Origin of the sequence: Pseudanabaena sp. Chao 1811, from assembly GCF_027942295.1 — a bacterium.
Classification (GTDB): Bacteria; Cyanobacteriota; Cyanobacteriia; order Pseudanabaenales; family Pseudanabaenaceae; genus Pseudanabaena.
Genome location: NZ_CP101416.1, coordinates 1,060,506 through 1,078,405 on the forward strand (window position 1 = coordinate 1,060,506; position 17,900 = coordinate 1,078,405).

At 43.1% G+C, this 17,900-nt stretch carries 13 protein-coding genes and 1 tRNA gene; 3 read left to right on the plus strand and 11 right to left on the minus strand.

Features of this window, described 5'->3' with window-relative positions:
- Positions 1–94 precede the first annotated feature (94 nt).
- The 6 genes from NMG48_RS05020 to NMG48_RS05045 form a co-directional block, all read right to left on the minus strand.
- Positions 95–1,978: an Rqc2 family fibronectin-binding protein gene (locus NMG48_RS05020; protein ID WP_271254250.1), complete on the minus strand. Its 1,884-nt coding sequence runs from the start codon at positions 1,976–1,978 to the stop codon at positions 95–97.
- Positions 1,979–2,071: 93 nt separating this feature from the next.
- Positions 2,072–2,386, minus strand: coding sequence for a DUF6679 family protein (locus NMG48_RS05025; protein ID WP_126388656.1), 315 nt, complete (start codon positions 2,384–2,386; stop codon positions 2,072–2,074).
- A gap of 256 nt (positions 2,387–2,642) precedes the next feature.
- Positions 2,643–5,084: an OmpA family protein gene (locus NMG48_RS05030; RefSeq protein ID WP_271254251.1), complete on the minus strand. Its 2,442-nt coding sequence runs from the start codon at positions 5,082–5,084 to the stop codon at positions 2,643–2,645.
- Positions 5,085–5,199: 115 nt separating this feature from the next.
- The gene (locus NMG48_RS05035; protein WP_271254252.1) at positions 5,200–6,207 is read right to left on the minus strand and encodes a VWA domain-containing protein; all 1,008 of its coding nucleotides are present in this window, start codon (positions 6,205–6,207) and stop codon (positions 5,200–5,202) included.
- 154 nt (positions 6,208–6,361) lie between these two features.
- On the minus strand, positions 6,362–8,263 hold the full coding sequence (gene dnaK / locus NMG48_RS05040) for a molecular chaperone DnaK (protein WP_126388662.1): 1,902 nt from the start codon (positions 8,261–8,263) through the stop codon (positions 6,362–6,364).
- Between the two features lie 159 nt (positions 8,264–8,422).
- Complete coding sequence (locus tag NMG48_RS05045; RefSeq protein WP_271254253.1) at positions 8,423–9,139, minus strand: J domain-containing protein; 717 nt, start codon at positions 9,137–9,139, stop codon at positions 8,423–8,425.
- A gap of 348 nt (positions 9,140–9,487) precedes the next feature.
- Between NMG48_RS05045 and NMG48_RS05050 the strand changes: the two genes are divergently transcribed.
- Positions 9,488–9,560, plus strand: a tRNA-Thr gene (locus tag NMG48_RS05050).
- A gap of 49 nt (positions 9,561–9,609) precedes the next feature.
- Here the strand turns inward: NMG48_RS05050 and NMG48_RS05055 are convergent.
- Positions 9,610–10,350: a glycoside hydrolase family 19 protein gene (locus tag NMG48_RS05055; protein WP_271254254.1), complete on the minus strand. Its 741-nt coding sequence runs from the start codon at positions 10,348–10,350 to the stop codon at positions 9,610–9,612.
- 351 nt (positions 10,351–10,701) lie between these two features.
- Here NMG48_RS05055 and NMG48_RS05060 point away from each other — a divergent pair, with 351 nt between their 5' ends.
- Positions 10,702–11,883 (plus strand): 5-(carboxyamino)imidazole ribonucleotide synthase, encoded by a 1,182-nt coding sequence (locus NMG48_RS05060; protein ID WP_271254255.1) that lies wholly within the window; start codon positions 10,702–10,704, stop codon positions 11,881–11,883.
- A 257-nt stretch (positions 11,884–12,140) separates the two neighbouring features.
- Here NMG48_RS05060 and lipA read toward each other — a convergent pair whose 3' ends face one another.
- Positions 12,141–13,001: a lipoyl synthase gene (gene lipA / locus NMG48_RS05065; protein ID WP_271254256.1), complete on the minus strand. Its 861-nt coding sequence runs from the start codon at positions 12,999–13,001 to the stop codon at positions 12,141–12,143.
- A 283-nt stretch (positions 13,002–13,284) separates the two neighbouring features.
- Between lipA and NMG48_RS05070 the strand changes: the two genes are divergently transcribed.
- Positions 13,285–14,616, plus strand: coding sequence for a hypothetical protein (locus NMG48_RS05070; protein ID WP_271254257.1), 1,332 nt, complete (start codon positions 13,285–13,287; stop codon positions 14,614–14,616).
- Between the two features lie 42 nt (positions 14,617–14,658).
- Here the strand turns inward: NMG48_RS05070 and NMG48_RS05075 are convergent, their stop codons facing one another.
- The 3 genes from NMG48_RS05075 to hemL all read right to left on the minus strand — a co-directional run bounded on the left by NMG48_RS05075 (position 14,659) and on the right by hemL (position 17,668).
- Entirely contained in the window at positions 14,659–15,174 is a 516-nt protein-coding gene (locus NMG48_RS05075; protein WP_271254258.1) for an RNA recognition motif domain-containing protein, read from the minus strand.
- A gap of 373 nt (positions 15,175–15,547) precedes the next feature.
- Positions 15,548–16,174, minus strand: coding sequence for a hypothetical protein (locus tag NMG48_RS05080; RefSeq protein ID WP_271254259.1), 627 nt, complete (start codon positions 16,172–16,174; stop codon positions 15,548–15,550).
- A 183-nt stretch (positions 16,175–16,357) separates the two neighbouring features.
- Positions 16,358–17,668, minus strand: a complete 1,311-nt coding sequence (gene hemL, locus NMG48_RS05085) for a glutamate-1-semialdehyde 2,1-aminomutase (RefSeq protein WP_271254260.1) — start codon at positions 17,666–17,668, stop codon at positions 16,358–16,360.
- Positions 17,669–17,900: the final 232 nt, after the last annotated feature.

The window sequence follows — 17,900 nt, forward strand, 5'->3', positions numbered from 1 at the left end:
AGCGCTAAGCGCTCCTTTTTACTTTTGAAAACCCTTACTGGTTTTATTTTTTAATTCACAAACAAAAGTGTTGTCGCTCTTTCGTAAATTGGTATTAGGCTGTTTCAATTCTTAAAGAGCGTGGCTGTCCCCAAATAATCTTTTCATGGGTATAGACCACCATCCCCGGTTTTGAACCTTTGGGCTTGAACACATATTTGGGATTAGTACAGACCACAGGCACTTGATCACTTTGACGCGCTCGACTGTAATAGGCAGCATAGTCGGCAGCAACTTGGAGATCTTGGTCATCGGCGATCGCACCTGCGGGTAAACGTAGCAACACATGGCTACCAGAGATTTCTTGAGCATGGAGCCAGAGGTCATATTCTCCTGCAATGCGGAAGGAAATTAAATCATTTTGATAGTTATTGCGACCTACCCACACTTCAAAGCCATTGGGAGTTGTAAAGCGGTGACAATCGGGAATTTCGTCCTGCTTACCTTTATTACTTTTATTCTTGCTACCCTTATTATTTTTAGAATTTCCTTTTGCACGAGCCACATATTCGGCAGTCACCTTCAGATAGCCTTGTTGAGCTAGTTCCGCACGAATTTCCTGTAAAGCCGAGAGTTCATTCTGTTCTAATAAACTAACAGCCGTGGCAACCTGCTCTAGATAGGCGATTTCCTGCTGCACAGATTCTAGTAAAGGTGCGATCGCAAGGGCAGCTCGTTTTTGCTTTTGATGTTTTTTGTAAAAGGACTGAGCATTTTGTGCCGCATTCTGAGTGGGATCGAGGGGAATCGTGATTAATTCACTTGAATGGAAATCAGGAAGGGAAATCTCCTTCATCCCAATTTCCCAGAGGTGCAAATGCGCCATTAACAAATCAGCTTTGTCTTTAAAATCATCGGCTTGAGTCGAGAGTTGCAGCCGTTCGAGGAATTCCGCTTCCTTAAGACTTAACTTCCCTAACTGATTCTGAATTGCTTGACTAATCTGTTGGTGCAACTGCTGAAAAGCAACCTGTTCCGTTTGTTGAGAATAATAGCGATCGCAAAAATCATTCACTGATAAAGCATTACCCTCATCCCCCAACCCCTTCTCCCCCCTTGGGAGAAGGGGAGTCAAAATATTATTCCCCTCTCCTGCGGGAGAGGGGCTAGGGGTGAGGGTCTTGTCCCCCTCTCCCCCTTTGGGAGAGGGGCTAGGGGTGAGGGCATATCCTTTCCCTTCTAAACGTGGATAGAACTGTTTTTTATCAATGCAGGTCAGCCAAATTTGCCAAGCCCGATAGAGAGATTCCCATTCAGCGAGAGTTAAATCTACAACGTTCTTGTCGCCATGAATATCCGCGATCGCCAACAGCGATCGCACTAGCGACGAACTCACACCTCGATAATTGCTCAGTAAATTGCGCTTAATTTCCTTGGGAATCAAAATGAGGCGATCGCGCCATGCGTCAAAGGATTCATTTAAGCTAGGGATTGCTTCGAGGAGGGCAGGTGGTAACTCATAGCGATCGCCTGTTTGGATCGGACGGACTCGCGACTGTTTACTATTTACTTGGTGGGCAGCCGTAACAATTTCGCGATCGGCATTCACCAAAATCGCGTTGCTATATTTGCCCATCACTTCTAGATAGAGATGCCACTGCACCACATCATCGGGACGTTTAGCAAATTGCAGATCAACTACCCGCTCCCAAGGGCTAGTTAGATGCACAGAGACAAGGGCAAATCCTGCAACTTGATGCAAAATCTGTTGGCTAAAGGTGAAAGTATCAGGCTGTCTTGGTGGTGGCGCACTAAGGTGAAGTCTCGCTGCCTGTGGATGCCATGACAGCAATAGCCACTGTTTCTTTTCTAAAGTTCGTAATTGTAAATGGATCGTATGGCGATCGCTTTGATGCACCTGCTCTAACCTCGCAGGCACACAAGCTGTATTTAGCTCATGGGTCAAAGCCACAAGTGTTGTCAGGTCAGCAGGTTGCATGGTTCTAGAATCTCATCTCATAAAATAGAGTGGGCGCAATGCACCCACTCTAGGCTGATAATAAAAGGAGGCAGCATTTCCCCCAGTTGGCAATTATTTGTCAGGATCGAGGCGGGGTCGGATTTGTTCAGCTTCAGGACAATCATCGGACACCAATAAATCGCTGGATGACATCCCTGTTTTTGTGACCGACGATAGTCTTTGCGTTACCGCACCAATACTCTCTAATCTGACCATTTCTTCCCAAGAGCAAACTTCATCTTCGTCTTCAGTCTCGTAACGAATTGTTACTACGTCTCCTTCAATATCTAGTATTCTGGCTCTTTCTAGCCAACGTCCCTGATCCCTCAGGTAAATCCAAACATCGCTCTTGGCTTCACAAAGTTGATATATTTTGCGATGTAGCATTCGCTTATGTCCTCAGGGTTACATAATTTTTAAGGTTAGAGCATACCTCAAAAGGTAAAAAAACTAACCATTACTATTGTAAACGACTACACAAGCATTTAAGACATAAAACCCAAAAGAGGGTTGTGCTGTGCCTATCTTTTGGGCTTACAGCATTTTTAAAATAATGATGTAAGCATTTACAAAATCCTATAAACAATCACAGTAAGGGTTTGGCGTTTTAATTTTACTTCGGACAAAATTAAAACTGCTACATTTAGCGTTGCTCTTTAAACTGGATAACCACTCGACGATTAAAGGCATTATCGATCGCCGTATTATTTTTTCTTGAAGGTTGCAGCCACGATAAAGCCTCAAAAGTGATTTTGTAATTATTATCAAGCCCACGATCGCGTAATAATCTCACCACTTCATTTGCCCTTGCTTGGGAAAGATCGAGATTATAGGCATAGTCACCCGTTTTATCGGTATGACCACTCACTTGAATAATGCCGCGTCGCCCCTGAATTTTTGACCAGAAATTATCGATTTTGGTTTCTTCAGGTGGCATCAGTTGCGCTTCATCGGAGGGGAAAAATATAGTTAACTCTAGGTCAGGATTGGTAATCGGCAAGAGCGAAGGACTAATATTTCGCTCACTATTACTGCGATCGCTATTACGAGTATTGCTGTTAGCCGAATTAGTATTATTTCCATTACTAGAACTATTAGTAGAAATAGAATTCTTGCTAGAATCATTTATCGATTTGCTAGCGGCATTGCTTTCAGCATTATTGCTAGGATTATCACTTGGTTGCTTCCCCAAATTATTATTAAGATTGCTAGGACTATTATTTAATTCTTTTAGAGAATTATTAATGGAATTAGTACTGCTTAATTTTAGGAAATTGTTAAGAGAATTCTTTTCAGATAACTCGCCTGCCATTTTTACAAAATTGCTGACTGGGCTACTTGCTGATTTATTACTACTATCTAACTTATCTAACTGTAACTCATTAGGAGAGGGAGCTACCGAACTAGTAACTTTTGTAGTCTGAACATCATTGAACGTCTTCGCTAATTGTTGATTGTTACTACTGACGCTAGTCTGCGACTTATTACTAGAAGTAGTGCTACTATCAGCAACTGACTTTTGCTGATCACTTTTACTGGCAAGAGTCTGGAACTTATTATTTGAGTTGTTAGAGCTATCATCGGTAGGATTAGAACTATTCAGATTCGATTTAGAAACATTATTCTTAGCAACATTATTAGAGGGTTGAGAATTTACTCTATTCGTAGCTGAGGGATTAGTCTCAGCTTCTTTATTGACAGTCGATGTAGAGAGATTTTGAAGTTTGGTATCGTCCGATCGCTTGATTAAAATACCAAAGGCGATCACTGTTCCGATAAAGGCAGCACCAATGAATACTGCTGCCAACCATTTCCACCAAGGATGCGAAGTCGATGTCTGATCGTCTTCTGACTCTTCATCATTTCCATCTTCAAATAAAGCTGCATTCCGACTTTCACTTGCTTTAATCTCAAAGTCGAATAGTTGTTTCTTTACTAAAGGCGCGATCGCCACTGCACCTAAAACCACTGATTGACGAATTCGCTGATTGCCGACCTCTAGCTCAAACCATTGCGAATCATCACGCATCACGAAGTCAACTTTAGCGGGTAAACCTTTGGTATAGGCTTTGACACAATTGCCCGCATCGTCATAAATGGAGGCACTTTCGGCAATGATCTGATTTTCATTAACTACTTCTGCAAAAATCTGAGTGAGATTATGCATTTCACTCGCAATTTTGTAATCCCAGAGATCGATGTCTAAGCCCGTATCAAAATCATCTAATTCTTGCAATTGATAGCGATCGACATCATTACCAATTCCAATCAAAATCAATTTCAAATAATTGCGCTTTCCAACGGCGATCTCTAAAGCTAATTCCTTCGTATAAAGTTTGACCTTTTCTAAATCATCAATCCTGCCATCGGTGAGAAAGATATACATCCCCCTCTGTGCTTCACGATATTGATCGACAAAATAAGCGATCGCGGGCAATAGCTTAGTGGTCTTGCCAAGTTTAAAACTAGCAGGTCCTGTAATTGCTAACTCCTGACAACTATCCGCATCAAATTCACCCAAAACTTGGATTTCATCACCCTTGCCACAGCCCCAATAAATCAGCGAAGTCTTACCAGTCCCATCCAAACTTCCTGCTAAATAGGCTGTAAAATCCTGTACCAAGGGCTGCAAAATATTTTCTGTATAGTTAATCTCATAGCCACGTTCTTGGATTTCGGCAAAGGCTTCACGCTGAATCTTCCGCGTCGGTTCTCCGTCCTCTATATAAGAACGTAAGCGCCCCTGTTTAATATAGTCAGTCAATAGTTCAGGATCAACCCGTGCCTCTACTTTGCGTCCATAGGCGCGTTTCATCGACGCACTCGCATCTAAAGCCAAGCCCGTCCGCCACCCTTCCGCAAATCTTCCCTGAGGCTCCATCGCGATCGTCAATGCTACCTGACATTCCAACAATTCTGAATTAGATGCCGATTCTTCTCTCAAAACATTCACTTCGCCGAATTCTGCTGCCACTAGATGTGCAGGCATTTGAAAACTCTTTGCTCTATGACTGAGTTGAGTGATTACTTCGCCATTAACTTCACGTTCTAATTCATTAGTCGTAGAATTATTTTCCTGTAGCATGGCAATCTATTTCTCTTGCTTCTTTAGATGACTAATTTATAATGCTTGATGCTATATCCAAGTTGGGAGATATAAAACCTTGCAATGCAAGGTTTTATATTCTCGTTCTACTTATTTATCCGAAATCTACAACATCGTGCCATTGTTCAGTTTGAGGAATGAGAGGAGATCCTAGATCTTTCGGTAAAGCTTCAGTAATATCTTGGGTGACATTACCTCCAGAAAACTCTAGAGTAAAGGAAGTGGAACCCGCAGGTAACTTGAAACGCATTAGAGCAGGAACACCGAGGCTATACTCTTCACAAACTGTACCTGCTTGATTGAGAATCCGACCATAGTGAGTGACAATCGTTTCCGCGGACACAAATTCTTTAAAAATCTGTTCCAAAATCTGAATATCATCGGCAACTTGATAATCCCACAGATCAATGTCACGACCTGCGGCATCTTTGATAAAGCTTCCTTCAAACATATTATCGAGATCTTCTAATTGCTTCTCATCAATCTCTTTGCCTACACCAATCAGTAATAGCTTAATAAATGGCTTTGTTTGATCCGCAATTTCGAGAGCATATTTAAAGCAGTACTCTTTGACCTCTTCAAGATCTTCAATAATGCCATCGGTGATAATCAGGCAGATTGCCGCAGGTTGCTTGACCCCGATCGCAGGAGCATCTTTATATTTGTTAATAAAATATCGTAAAGGTGGTAATAGTTTTGTACCTGTACCCCAAGGGATTTTCGGCCCCTTGATAGGAAACTGTTCAATCTCTTCGCCCCCAAAGCTGCCTAAATCTTCGATAAGTTCACCAGCAGCACCACAAGCCCAGTTAATCAGGTCAACCCTACCCGTTGCGGCAAAATTAGCAAGGTACTTGACCATCACCCTTGTCACTGGCTCAACGACATTTTGCGTAATGGCAGCACTGGCAAAAAAGCTGCTGACAACACCACTGATGCCATACATTTTTTTCATGGATGCAGAACCATCCAGAGCTAAGCCAACTCTTGCACCTTCAATGTCTGGAACCATCAGAATAGTTGCAACAATGTCAATTTCTCCATTGTTTTGTGGGTAGACATTGACTTCACCAAAGGGCTGAACGACACTTTTTAACTGCATACTCGGACTCTCTGAGATTTCACAACCAAATAGTAGCTTATATGGCTTTAACTAGTATTGGATGCAAGCAAATTTATCACCAAAATAAAAAGGCGGCGCAATGCGCCGCCTTTTTATAAAAAACAGGATCAGAAATTACCTGTTTGAATAGTGACTACTTAGATTCAGTAAAGTCAGCATCGATTACATTGTCATCGCCACTTGCCGCATCACGGGTTCCATCTTCAGGAGCCGCACCAGTTGGAGCTTCCGCGCCACCTTGTTGATAGACAGAGGAGCTAAGAGCATAGAGCGCTTGCTTCAACTCTTCAGCTTGAGCAGTGATTGCCTCGTGGTCATCCTTAGCAATGGATTCACGGAGAGTCTTGACCAAACCTTCGATCTTAGTCTTGTCAGCTTCAGGAACCTTGTCGCCGAGATCCTTGATTTGCTTCTCAGCTTGGTAGGCAAGGGAGTCAGCTTGGTTCTTCGCTTCAATGCGATCGCGCTTCTCTTTATCAGCAGCAGAGTTACGTTCTGCTTCGTTAACCATGCGTTCCACTTCATCCTTAGGCAAGGTGGAAGCACCAGAGATGGAGATGGTTTGGACTTTTCCAGTTCCCTTGTCCTTCGCAGTTACAGAGAGCAAACCGTTAGCATCGATGTCGAAGGTAACTTCGATTTGAGGTACGCCACGAGGAGCAGGAGGAATACCATCAAGACGGAAGGTTCCGAGACTCTTGTTGTCGTTAGCCATTTCACGCTCACCTTGGAGAACGTGAATTTCCACATTGCTTTGTCCATCAACCGCAGTGGAGAAGACTTCAGACTTCTTAGTAGGAACAGTGGTGTTTCTAGGAATAATCTTGGTCATTACGCCGCCCAAGGTTTCAACACCGAGGGAGAGAGGAGTAACGTCGAGCAAGAGAATGTCCTTAACTTCACCAGCAAGTACACCTGCTTGAACTGCTGCACCGATCGCCACAACTTCATCGGGGTTAACGCTTTGGTTGGGGTCTTTGCCAAGAATCTTCTTAACAACTTCTTGAACCGCAGGAATACGGGTTGAACCACCAACGAGAACCACTTCATCGATCTTCGACTTGTCGATCTTGGCATCACGGATCGCTTGTTCAACGGGAATGCGGCAGCGATCGATTAGATCAGAGCAAAGCTCTTCAAACTTAGCACGGGTCAAGGTGGTATCTAAGTGCTTAGGACCATCTTGAGTTGCGGTGATGAAAGGCAAGTTGATTTCAGTTTGAGTAACGCTAGATAGCTCAATCTTTGCCTTTTCCGCAGCTTCGGTCAAACGTTGTAAAGCTTGCTTGTCCTTGCGGAGGTCGATGCCTTCGGCAGACTGGAACTGATTGGCGAGGAAGTCTACGATCTTCTTATCGAAGTCGTCACCACCGAGGTGAGTGTCGCCACTGGTAGACATTACTTCAAATACACCGTCGCCCACTTCGAGGATCGATACGTCGAAAGTACCGCCACCAAGGTCAAATACGAGGATGGTTTCGTTAGTTTTGCTATCTAGACCGTAAGCCAATGCTGCGGCGGTTGGCTCGTTAATAATACGGAGAACTTCAACACCTGCGATCTTGCCAGCATCCTTAGTGGCTTGACGCTGAGAGTCGTTGAAATATGCAGGAACGGTGATAACTGCTTGGGTGACGGTTTCGCCTAAATATTTGCTAGCATCGTCAACTAGTTTGCGGAGTACTTGAGCAGAAATTTCTTCTGGTGCAAATTGTTTGCTAGCAGCAGGTGCGTCAATTTTGACGTTTTCGCCCACCTTCATTACTTTGTAAGCGACTTGCTTGGATTCGCCGCTAACTTCGTCATAACGTCTGCCGATAAAGCGCTTTACTGAATAAAATGTGTTTTCAGTGTTCATGACGGCTTGACGCTTAGCAATTTGTCCAACCAAGCGATCGCCATTCTTTGCGTAAGCAACTACCGATGGTGTGGTACGGAAGCCTTCGGCGTTTGCAATCACCGTTGGCTTGCCCCCTTCCATGACGGCGACGACTGAGTTTGTCGTACCTAAGTCGATTCCAACTACTTTAGCCATAAGGCTTCCAACTCCTAAACTTTAACTTTTGTGTTAATCCTTTAATCTCATACCAGATTAACTACTTTTCCCGATTAGCACATCAGGGGGACTCTACCTAATTCTGTAGGGTTTACCGTACTCTAACTAAAAAGACCACGCTTTGCGTGGTCTTTTTAGTTAGTTAGTTTGCAAATTTTGCATTGCCCTTTGGGCGTAGTAGCGCATCTCTTCAGCCCTGCGCCATAGCTCCTGACCTGTATGCAAATGGTGATCGTCAAAATTTAAGGTGAAATAATTTAACTCTTCAATGCCATCACTAATGGCATTAAGGCAGTGATAAAGATAGCTAGCGATGCCTGCGGCGGAGGCAGGATTGGGAACTGCCCTAAAGAAAATCTGTGCCTTAGCATAGGAACCACGACATTCATCGATGTAGTCCTCAAAGTCTTCCATCAGTCCATCATCATAGGGATCATCGGCAAGCGCATCAATCTGTTCATCAAGACTATCGAGAATCCCTTCTAGAAGATCAAGAATTGGTTCATAGACCTGTTTACACCAGCGATCAATTTTTTGATCTTCGTTGAGATGGGTTTCGCGCTTGGTAGGCGATCGCTTAACTCCTTGAGAACTACTACTCGGACTATGCTTAATCCCTAAACTACGATCGTAATGAGCACGGGCTTGAGGGTTGCTGAGGACTTCGTAGGCGAGATTGATCGAGGCAATATCATCATGATTGTCCAGATGGTGATTGCAATCGGGGTGAAATTCTTTGACTAGTCCACGATAAGCACTCTTGACCTCAGCAGGATTCGCGTTATAGCTAATTCGCAGAGTTTTGTAGTGATTTACCTGTTGGGTATTTGTGGTGCGATCGCTTGTCCTAGCCATATCCGTATGATCAAATCTATATTTAAGCTAACTATTTATGTTTTCATGCCAAATTTTTAGAATTTCGATTTTACCAGTCTAGCGAAGTACAGGTTTGTTTCCCCGCCGAAGGCGGGGAAACAAACCTGTACTTCGCTTTTCTAAGTAACCAAAAACTTGTCTATTAAGCATTTTGTAGGGATATTTCATTAGCGTCAACCACTTGACAAGCAAAAACAAGGCTAATTTTAGTCTAGGCTATCACTTCCAAATAATTGAGCCGCCTGCTACGCAGGCGGCTCAATTATTTGATTTCTAAATATTGCTAAAGCGATCGCACTTCTGTTATTATGCTTTAGCGCTAAATTTGCTGGTGTAGCTCAGTTGGTAGAGCAACTGATTTGTAATCAGTAGGTCACGAGTTCGAGTCTCGTCCCCAGCTTAGGTTTCATAAAAAAGCACTGCATCGCAGTGCTTTTTTATGTGTCAATTTAGGCAAAAATGCCACAAGCTTTTTGGTAGTAATGTTGACGATCTTCTAAACCGTTATAGCCACCATTCACTCTCAACGTTACCTGCTCTACAGTTGCGCCACTATCACATAGCGCATTCATCTGATTGTTGTCCCACCAAAAACCTGCACTCGTAAATGGATATTTAGCAGCAACATAATTAACCCCATCCATAACTTTGGGATCAGCGATCGCATTGCTAAAAGCCTGATAATTAGCGCGTCCCGTTAGCTGAATTACACCAGCCCCTTTATACTTTGGTCCATCGCCAGCATTGACATTGCCCAAATCATCACGACCTTCATAATCAGAACCATCGGCAAGTTCTTCTGTATATTGCAACCCTCCCGACTCATGGGCAATTTGACTAAGGAAATGCCGCAGTCTTGGAGCTGTAGTAATCTTGTAGCGAACTAAACAGGAATTCAGGTCTTGCAATTGGGGATCAGTGATTGTATTCCCAAAAAGAGCTTCCGCTTGCTGCTTACTGACAATTTGAGCAGGAGTTAATCCATCCCAATGGGGAGGATATACATAATAAACTCCACTATTAGCCGCCAATGTCACTTTTAGATGTCCATTATCCGCAGACTCAAATTTATCAAATCCATAGGTTTTACCTACGGGAACATCAATAGTTTCGTTAGGTTTTGTGAGTTCTGAGGAATTTACTGGACGTATTTTTAATTTGGTTGCAACCTTAGCCTTCATGGTTCCCATTGCATTTTCGCCTCAATGACTAGATGCAATAATTATCAACTTTTAGCCATATTTTTGTAAATCAAGCCGCCTTATTCGTGATTTTTGGAAATATTTTGCAACTTTGACAAAACCAAAAAACAGAAGAGAGTTGCGGCGCTTCGCGCCGCAACTCTCTTCTGTTTTTTGGTTTTGTCCTAACATAACTGGCTACTGATATATAGCAGTCCTAAATCATTTGTAGATTTTTAGGTTTGTGGAAGCGCACCCCAAAGGGGTGCGCTTCCACAAACCTTTTAGGATTGCTATATATGAATGCCTTATAATAAGAGGCTATTTGGCAATTTTATAGATTGATTCAGGAATTTTGTAGTGGTTACTCGACAAAAAATCGGGGTGATTGGTGGTGGTCAACTGGCTTGGATGATGGCGATCGCTGCCAAAGGTCTAGGGCTACATCTCGCAGTGCAGGCATCCAGCCCCGACGAATCGGCAGTACCTATAGCCGATCGCGTGATTTATGGCAAAGTTGCCGATGCGATCGCTACTGCTCAGCTTGCGGAACATTGTCAGGTAATCACCTTTGAGAATGAATTTGTTGATCTCGTAGCTTTACAGGAATTGCTAGATTATCAAGGCGATCGCCAATTATTGTTCTTACCAAAATTAGAAACCTTAGCGATTTCCGTTGATAAGCTGAACCAACGCCAACATTTTCGCGATCACCATATTCCCACACCTGAATTTTATAGTGTAGAAACAGAAACAGAACTTTTAGCCGCAGCGACAAAACTAAATTATCCCTTAGTACTCAAAGCGAGAAGACATGGTTATGACGGCAAAGGTACTTGGGTAATTGCCAATGAAATAGAACTACAATCTGCTTGGGAAAGTATGCACAAAGCCCCTGCGATCACCGAAAAATTCATTCCCTTTGAAAGTGAACTGGCGGTTATAGCTACTCGTTCGGAATCTGGTGCAATTTCTATTTATCCTGTAGTCGAGACTCTGCAAACCAATCAAGTTTGTCGCCGTACAGTTGCGCCTGCTCGGATTGCACCAAGCATTCGCCAACAGGTAGAAACTATTGCTACCCAAATTGTCACGACTCTGGATGCGATCGGCGTATTTGGGATTGAGTTCTTTTTAACCGCAACAGGCGAAATCAGTGTGAATGAAATTGCTCCCCGCACGCACAATTCAGGACATTACACGATTGAAGGCTGTCACACTTCCCAATTTGAGCAGTTACTCCGTGTAGTTAGTGGAATGGATTTAGGCGATGTCGCAATGGTTGCGAATGTTGCGGTGATGGTCAATCTCTTAGGATATGAAAAGGCAACTTGGACAAGTTCTGAGAAATCTATTGAGAATTCTCGCTATGCCGAGAAGCTCAAAGCAATCGCCAATTTCCCAAATACTCACATTCATTGGTACAACAAAACTAGTTCTTCGGTTGGGCGCAAACTCGGTCATGTCACAATTTTGGCAGAGAGTCATGAACTTGCCATTGATCTTAGCGATCGCATTGAAAGCATCTGGTACGGTAATTAAGAGAGTTGCGGCGCGTAGCGCCGTAACTCTCTTTGGGGTTTGGGTAGCGATATTTCTAATTTGAGGGATCAAGCCAAAATGCTGATATAGAAAGCATTTCAAATAAGCGCTTTAGCTGATGAAAACCCTTTTCGCTTCGTGGGAACTTATAGATGCGTCTCAATTGTTTCATTGAACAAGAGTTAGCGGGAAATGGATTTACTGACGTTGCCATTACCCGCTATTTTTTTGTAAAACTGCTCCCTACGGGAGCAGTTTTACGAAGTTTGGCTAGCATGATAGGAACTCCGCACCAAGGCTCCCGATCGCACATGGGTAAATCCAATTTGCCGAGCGATCATCCCTAATTGGTCAAACTCCTCAGGAGTCCAATATTTCTGGACAGGCAAATGCTCAAGGGATGGGCGCAAGTATTGCCCAATGGTGAGGGAACTGCAACCCACTGCATATAAATCCTGCATCGTCTCGGTTAGCTCCTCCACCGTTTCCCCATGCCCCACCATCAAGCCCGATTTGGTAATAATGCAGGGATCAAGATCTTTGACTATTTGTAAAACTGAGAGCGATCGCTCATATTTTGCACCCCGTCGCACTTTACCCTGCAAACGTCGCACTGTCTCGATATTGTGGTTATAGCAAACAGGCTCAGCCGCAACCACCGTTTCAATGCAATCGCGATCGCCCCGAAAGTCGGGCGTTAATACTTCGATCTTCACATTTGGGCGCGATCGGCGAATTGCTTGCATGGCTTCTACAAAGCAACTAGCTCCCTGATCCGCTAAATCATCCCGTGCCACTGAAGTCAGTACCACATAATCTAGACCTAATAATTCCACCGCTTCGGCAACCTTATTAGCTTCCTCAGGATCAAGGGGCATAGGCTGATGTCCCTTATCAACTTGGCAAAAACCACAGGCACGGGTACAGGTCGGCCCCATTAACAAAAAAGTCGCCGTCTTCTGGGAATAGCACTCCGCCCGATTAGGACAACGCCCCTCCTCACAAATGGTATGAATCCCACGTTGTTTAATAATTTTCTGAACTTCGGAGATTTCGCTAGCATTACCAATTTTTGGACGCAACCAACTGGGTAAACGTAACTCTTCTTTCGCGGGCATAGGGTTTGAGTTTTACAAAACAGAATAAATTACTGGTTAGGGTTCAGCGATTTAATAAAGAACCAAATTTTTTGTGGCGCGGCTTTGCCGCACCACAAAAAATCGTTTCCGTATTTTCTTTCCCGTCCCTTTCTCTTGAGTAGGTAGCCATAAATTTGGCAGAAAAAGTCAGATAAAACCTGATAAAGCCCTTTACAGATGTGACTCTATTGACTAGCATATTGCACTGATACATTTTACCGTCAGTCCAGCACGAGGACTACTAGAGAATTTTGGAGGGATCGTGTTCGATCTATTAACCAATATTCTAATTTGGATTATTGCAATCCCAGTTTTTCTAATTCTATTTAGAGCCATCCCCAAAGATTGGTTTCGCATCTTTGGACTGGTTGTATTTACAGCATTAGTTGTTATTATTTTTGCTAGTTTTCGATTTGTTGAAGATCCAGTCCCCAAGATTATTGTTGAGTTTCTTTCCTTCCCTTTTACATTAACTGGAATTATCCTATTACTACTATTTTTTAATTTCTGGTTAAGGTTAAAAGATTTAAAAATTAAAAGTGGCGATAAGGTTGATAACAAAGGCGCTGCGGATAAAGTCGCTATTGTCACTAAGGAAATATTAATCGTTCTAATTCTATTTGCGGTATCCACAAATAACGCTACTTCAGAACTATTTACTTGTTACTTAGAGCAGCAAGGTGCTAATGCGATCGAACAGTCTTATCGTCGTCCAGTACGCAATTTATCAGAACAGGAACTAGCGGATTTTAGGCGGGGCGTTTACGATCTCATTGTTGTGCTTGCCGAAAATCCTCCCTATGAACCTCGCCTACAGGAAGCAATCAGATTATGGAATGCGGCTAATCCACAGCAAAAACCTTATATTCTGCTGAGTGGTGGTAGACATACAACTCGTCCTCCGACTAAAGGGTATCCATGCTTGACTGCACCAGAAGCTCTGCCCACCCGCACTAAAGAAAATGTCAGAAATGAGATTGCTAGTCGCGCAGGTACACCTAATATTGGGTTGCGCTATGACCCTCGCTACGAAGGTTATTTCACTAATACCGCTAACCCTAGTGATGGTATTCCTCAAGTTGATTTAACTGAAGCCGATCAAATGTGTGATCTCCTGACAAATTTACCTAACTTCTCAGGAATTCGTCCTTTTGTAATCATTGAGCCTTCGGGTGTGACTGTGCGTAGTAGTGGGGATGAAATCTCGAAACTTATCAAATCATTAGAGAAAAATAAATTATTACGAGAAGATGCCCGCAATAGTAGAAGAATCTTACTAATTACTTCTCCAATTGAGGCGACTCGGGCGTTTTTATCTTTTAGGAACCAAGATCTTAATGCTTCTCTAACCACTGCTGGTTATCCTTCGGACAGTCACACCGATTTGGCTAAGCAATGTCCTTGGCCAATTGGCAAACAGTTTCAACTCCAGCATCGGTATTTTCTATTTAATGCCACATCTTTTGTGCGATCGGAACGTGCATGGACAGAAATTAAAGAGTTAATTTTTTACACCCTACGATTCTGGTTGCGTCCTCCTTTAACAGATGAGGCTCCCTACTATCCTAAGCCAGCCGAAACTGCCCCTAAATAAAAAAGCCCTTGCTAACGCAAGGGCTTTTTTATTTATTTAACTTTATTTAGCTGCACCTTGAGCTTCTAGAAGCTGTTGCTTGAGACGCTCAAGATCTGAAGCCCAGCGTGGGTCAGGCTGATGTGCTTCTGAAGAACTACTAGAGGAGCTAGAAGATGAACTTCCAGTAGTTTTTTTGTTGTTACTACGTTTTTTGCGTTTAGCGGCAGGCTTAACTGGTGCAGCAACATTACTGGCTGAAGACTCACCCTCTGATTTTACAGATTCATCAGAACCTTCTTCATCAGAACCTTCTTCTCCTTTACCCTTAGTACGAGGCAAGGCTTTTTCCAGTTTTAATACAGCACCATTAAAGTCATAACCATTAAATTTTTCAATGACTGTATCGGCAACTTCATCAGATCCGACGGTCACAAATCCAAAACCACGGCATTTGCCAGTTTTGCGATCAGTTATAACTTTCAAAGATACTGAATCACCTGATTCATTGAAAATTTTTTCTAGAGCTTGGCGATCTAATTCTGCTGGCAGGTTGCCAACATAAAGGCGGATGGACATGATAATAGAAAACCTCTACGCTATGAAATCTTCAGCAGGTGACTAGAGCAGCCGCTACAAAAAACTTGTTTAAAAAACTTGTTTGCTACTTGCTAGCTTAAATTGGAGCTATTGATTACGTGCTACCTGCGATCAATTTAATTTAATGTTGAACATGGCACTCTTGCGCCATGTAACAACATAACATACAAAATGCTCATCTTTCAAACGAAATGTAATGAAAGTATCAAAACTTGATCAATTTAAACAATCGTTTTGCCTATGTTCGGTACACCTTTTTTCTAGATATAAGCCATTTCATAGACTCTAGAATTGAAAGCAGATAAGGTGCTGTATTGCTTGGCTGACAATTAATTGAGGCTAGTGGAAAGAATTAAAGGCGTAACTCTTTGCGTCCGTTTTGGACAATTTTGATCATGTCAATTAGTTGTGATTCAAGATTGCCTAAGACACGATCACTATATTCATCTGCCCCACGCTGCATGTCTTGAACTTCACTAGTTACACGCTGATGCAGACTATCGAGATCCTTTTGCGCTTGGCGACGCATTTGGTTGACCTCATTGAGGGTTTGCGATCGCATTTGATCACATTCTTCTTGAATCTCGCGGCGGATTTGATTTGCCTCTTGCTCAGCTTGGCGGATAATCAGTGATTCTTCGAGGAGTTGACTAGCACGTAACTCGGCAGACTTGATTAAATCTTCGGCATATTGTTGTGCTTCAGCGATTAAATCTTGCTTGTAAAGGAGGATCTCTTCTGCCTTAGCGATCGATTCGGGCACTGATAACCTGACGCGATCAATTTGCTGACACAATTTTTCTTCGTCAATAACCGTATGACCCATCACACGGGGACCGCTTTCTAGCACCATTTCTTCAAGATGGTCTAACTCTTTGTGCAAACTCATATAGTAATCAGCTCTCTGTACAGGTGCGATCGAGCCGTTGTAATTACCATTATTAGATTTGGTACTAGCAGTTGAATTTTCTGTCAGCATCGGATTTAGTTAAGGGAAAGTTCAATGCTTCGATATTCTAAGGATATAAGTCAAACTAGCGTGGTTCGCTAGTAGACAAACCTAGAAAGTTTAATGAACATTGTAAATGAATTTTTGAGAAAGCCGCCACTGAATGCAGTTTTTTTTGATGAGATGAGCCTTGCCCATCTCATCAAACCCAGTCTAGGCAGGGATTTGTGACAATACAGTGCGAGCTGCGGTGAGAGTTGCCTCAATATCAGCATCAGTATGGGCAAGGGAGGTAAAACCAGCCTCAAACTGTGATGGAGCGAGGTAAACACCATGCTCTAGCATGGCACGATGGAATTTGGCAAACTTAGCAGTATCGCTAGTTTTGGCATCTTCGTAGCTATATACCTTTTGATTGGTAAAGAACATACAGAACATCGCACCAACAATATTACCCGTAGCAGCATGTCCAGTTTCATGGGCGATCGCTAACATGCCATCGGCTAACTTTTTAGTGATCTGCTCTAGATATTCATAGGAACCAGCACGCTTGAGGATTTCCATCGTCTTGATGCCTGCGGTCATCGCCAAAGGATTTCCTGACAATGTACCTGCCTGATACATGGGGCCCGCAGGCGCAACTAGGGACATAATTTCTTTACGTCCGCCATATGCACCTACAGGTAGACCGCCGCCAATGACTTTGCCCATTGTGGTCAAGTCAGGTGTAATGCCAAAACGAGCCTGTGCGCCGCCATAGGAAAGACGGAAGCCTGTCATTACTTCATCAAATACTAATAATGCGCCATTGGCATGACAGAGATCCTTTAAGCCTTGCAAGAATCCATCCTTAGGTACGATACAGCCAGCATTTCCAACTACTGGCTCGATGATCACGCCAGAAATTTGATCGGGATTTTCGGCAAATAACTGTTTAACCGCTTCAAGATCATTGTAGGGAGCTGTGAGGGTATTGGCGGTTGTGGATTTAGGAACCCCAGGGGAATCAGGTAAACCGAGGGTAGCTACACCTGAACCTGCCTTGACAAGGAACATATCAGCGTGACCGTGATAGCAGCCTTCAAACTTGATGATTTTGTCGCGACCTGTAAAGGCTCTCATCAAGCGCAATACGGACATACAGGCTTCAGTACCAGAGTTAACAAAGCGTACCATTTCTACACTAGGTACAGCTTCGATCACCATTTCAGCGAGTTGGTTTTCGAGAACGCAGGGCGCACCAAAGCTTGTGCCTTTTTCTAATGCTTTATGTAGTGCTTCGATGACTTCGGGGTGTGAATGTCCAACGATCGCAGGTCCCCATGAACCAACATAGTCAATATACTTATTGCCGTCGATGTCCCATGCGTATGCACCATTGACGCGATCGAAGACGATGGGTTCTCCACCAACGGATTTAAAGGCTCGGACAGGGGAACTCACACCACCAGGCATTAGCTCTTTAGCTTTGGCAAAAATTTCTTGAGATGCCGTTGTTTTAAAAGTAGATAAATTCGCAGTCATTTTTTAACGAAGATTTTTTTTAGATTTTTTGACTCTTTCCAACCTCAATTTAACTTAGCAACGATGCAAGCGTCACGCAAATAGCACATAAAGTTGCAACTGTTTTTTGAGTAGGGAGAAATCATCTTAAATGATATTTAGATAAAAAAATAGTGATTTATGGGCGACTTCAAATGTATAACTCGCAACAATACTTAAAATTTTTGCATTTCTGAAAAAGCATTCGACGTTT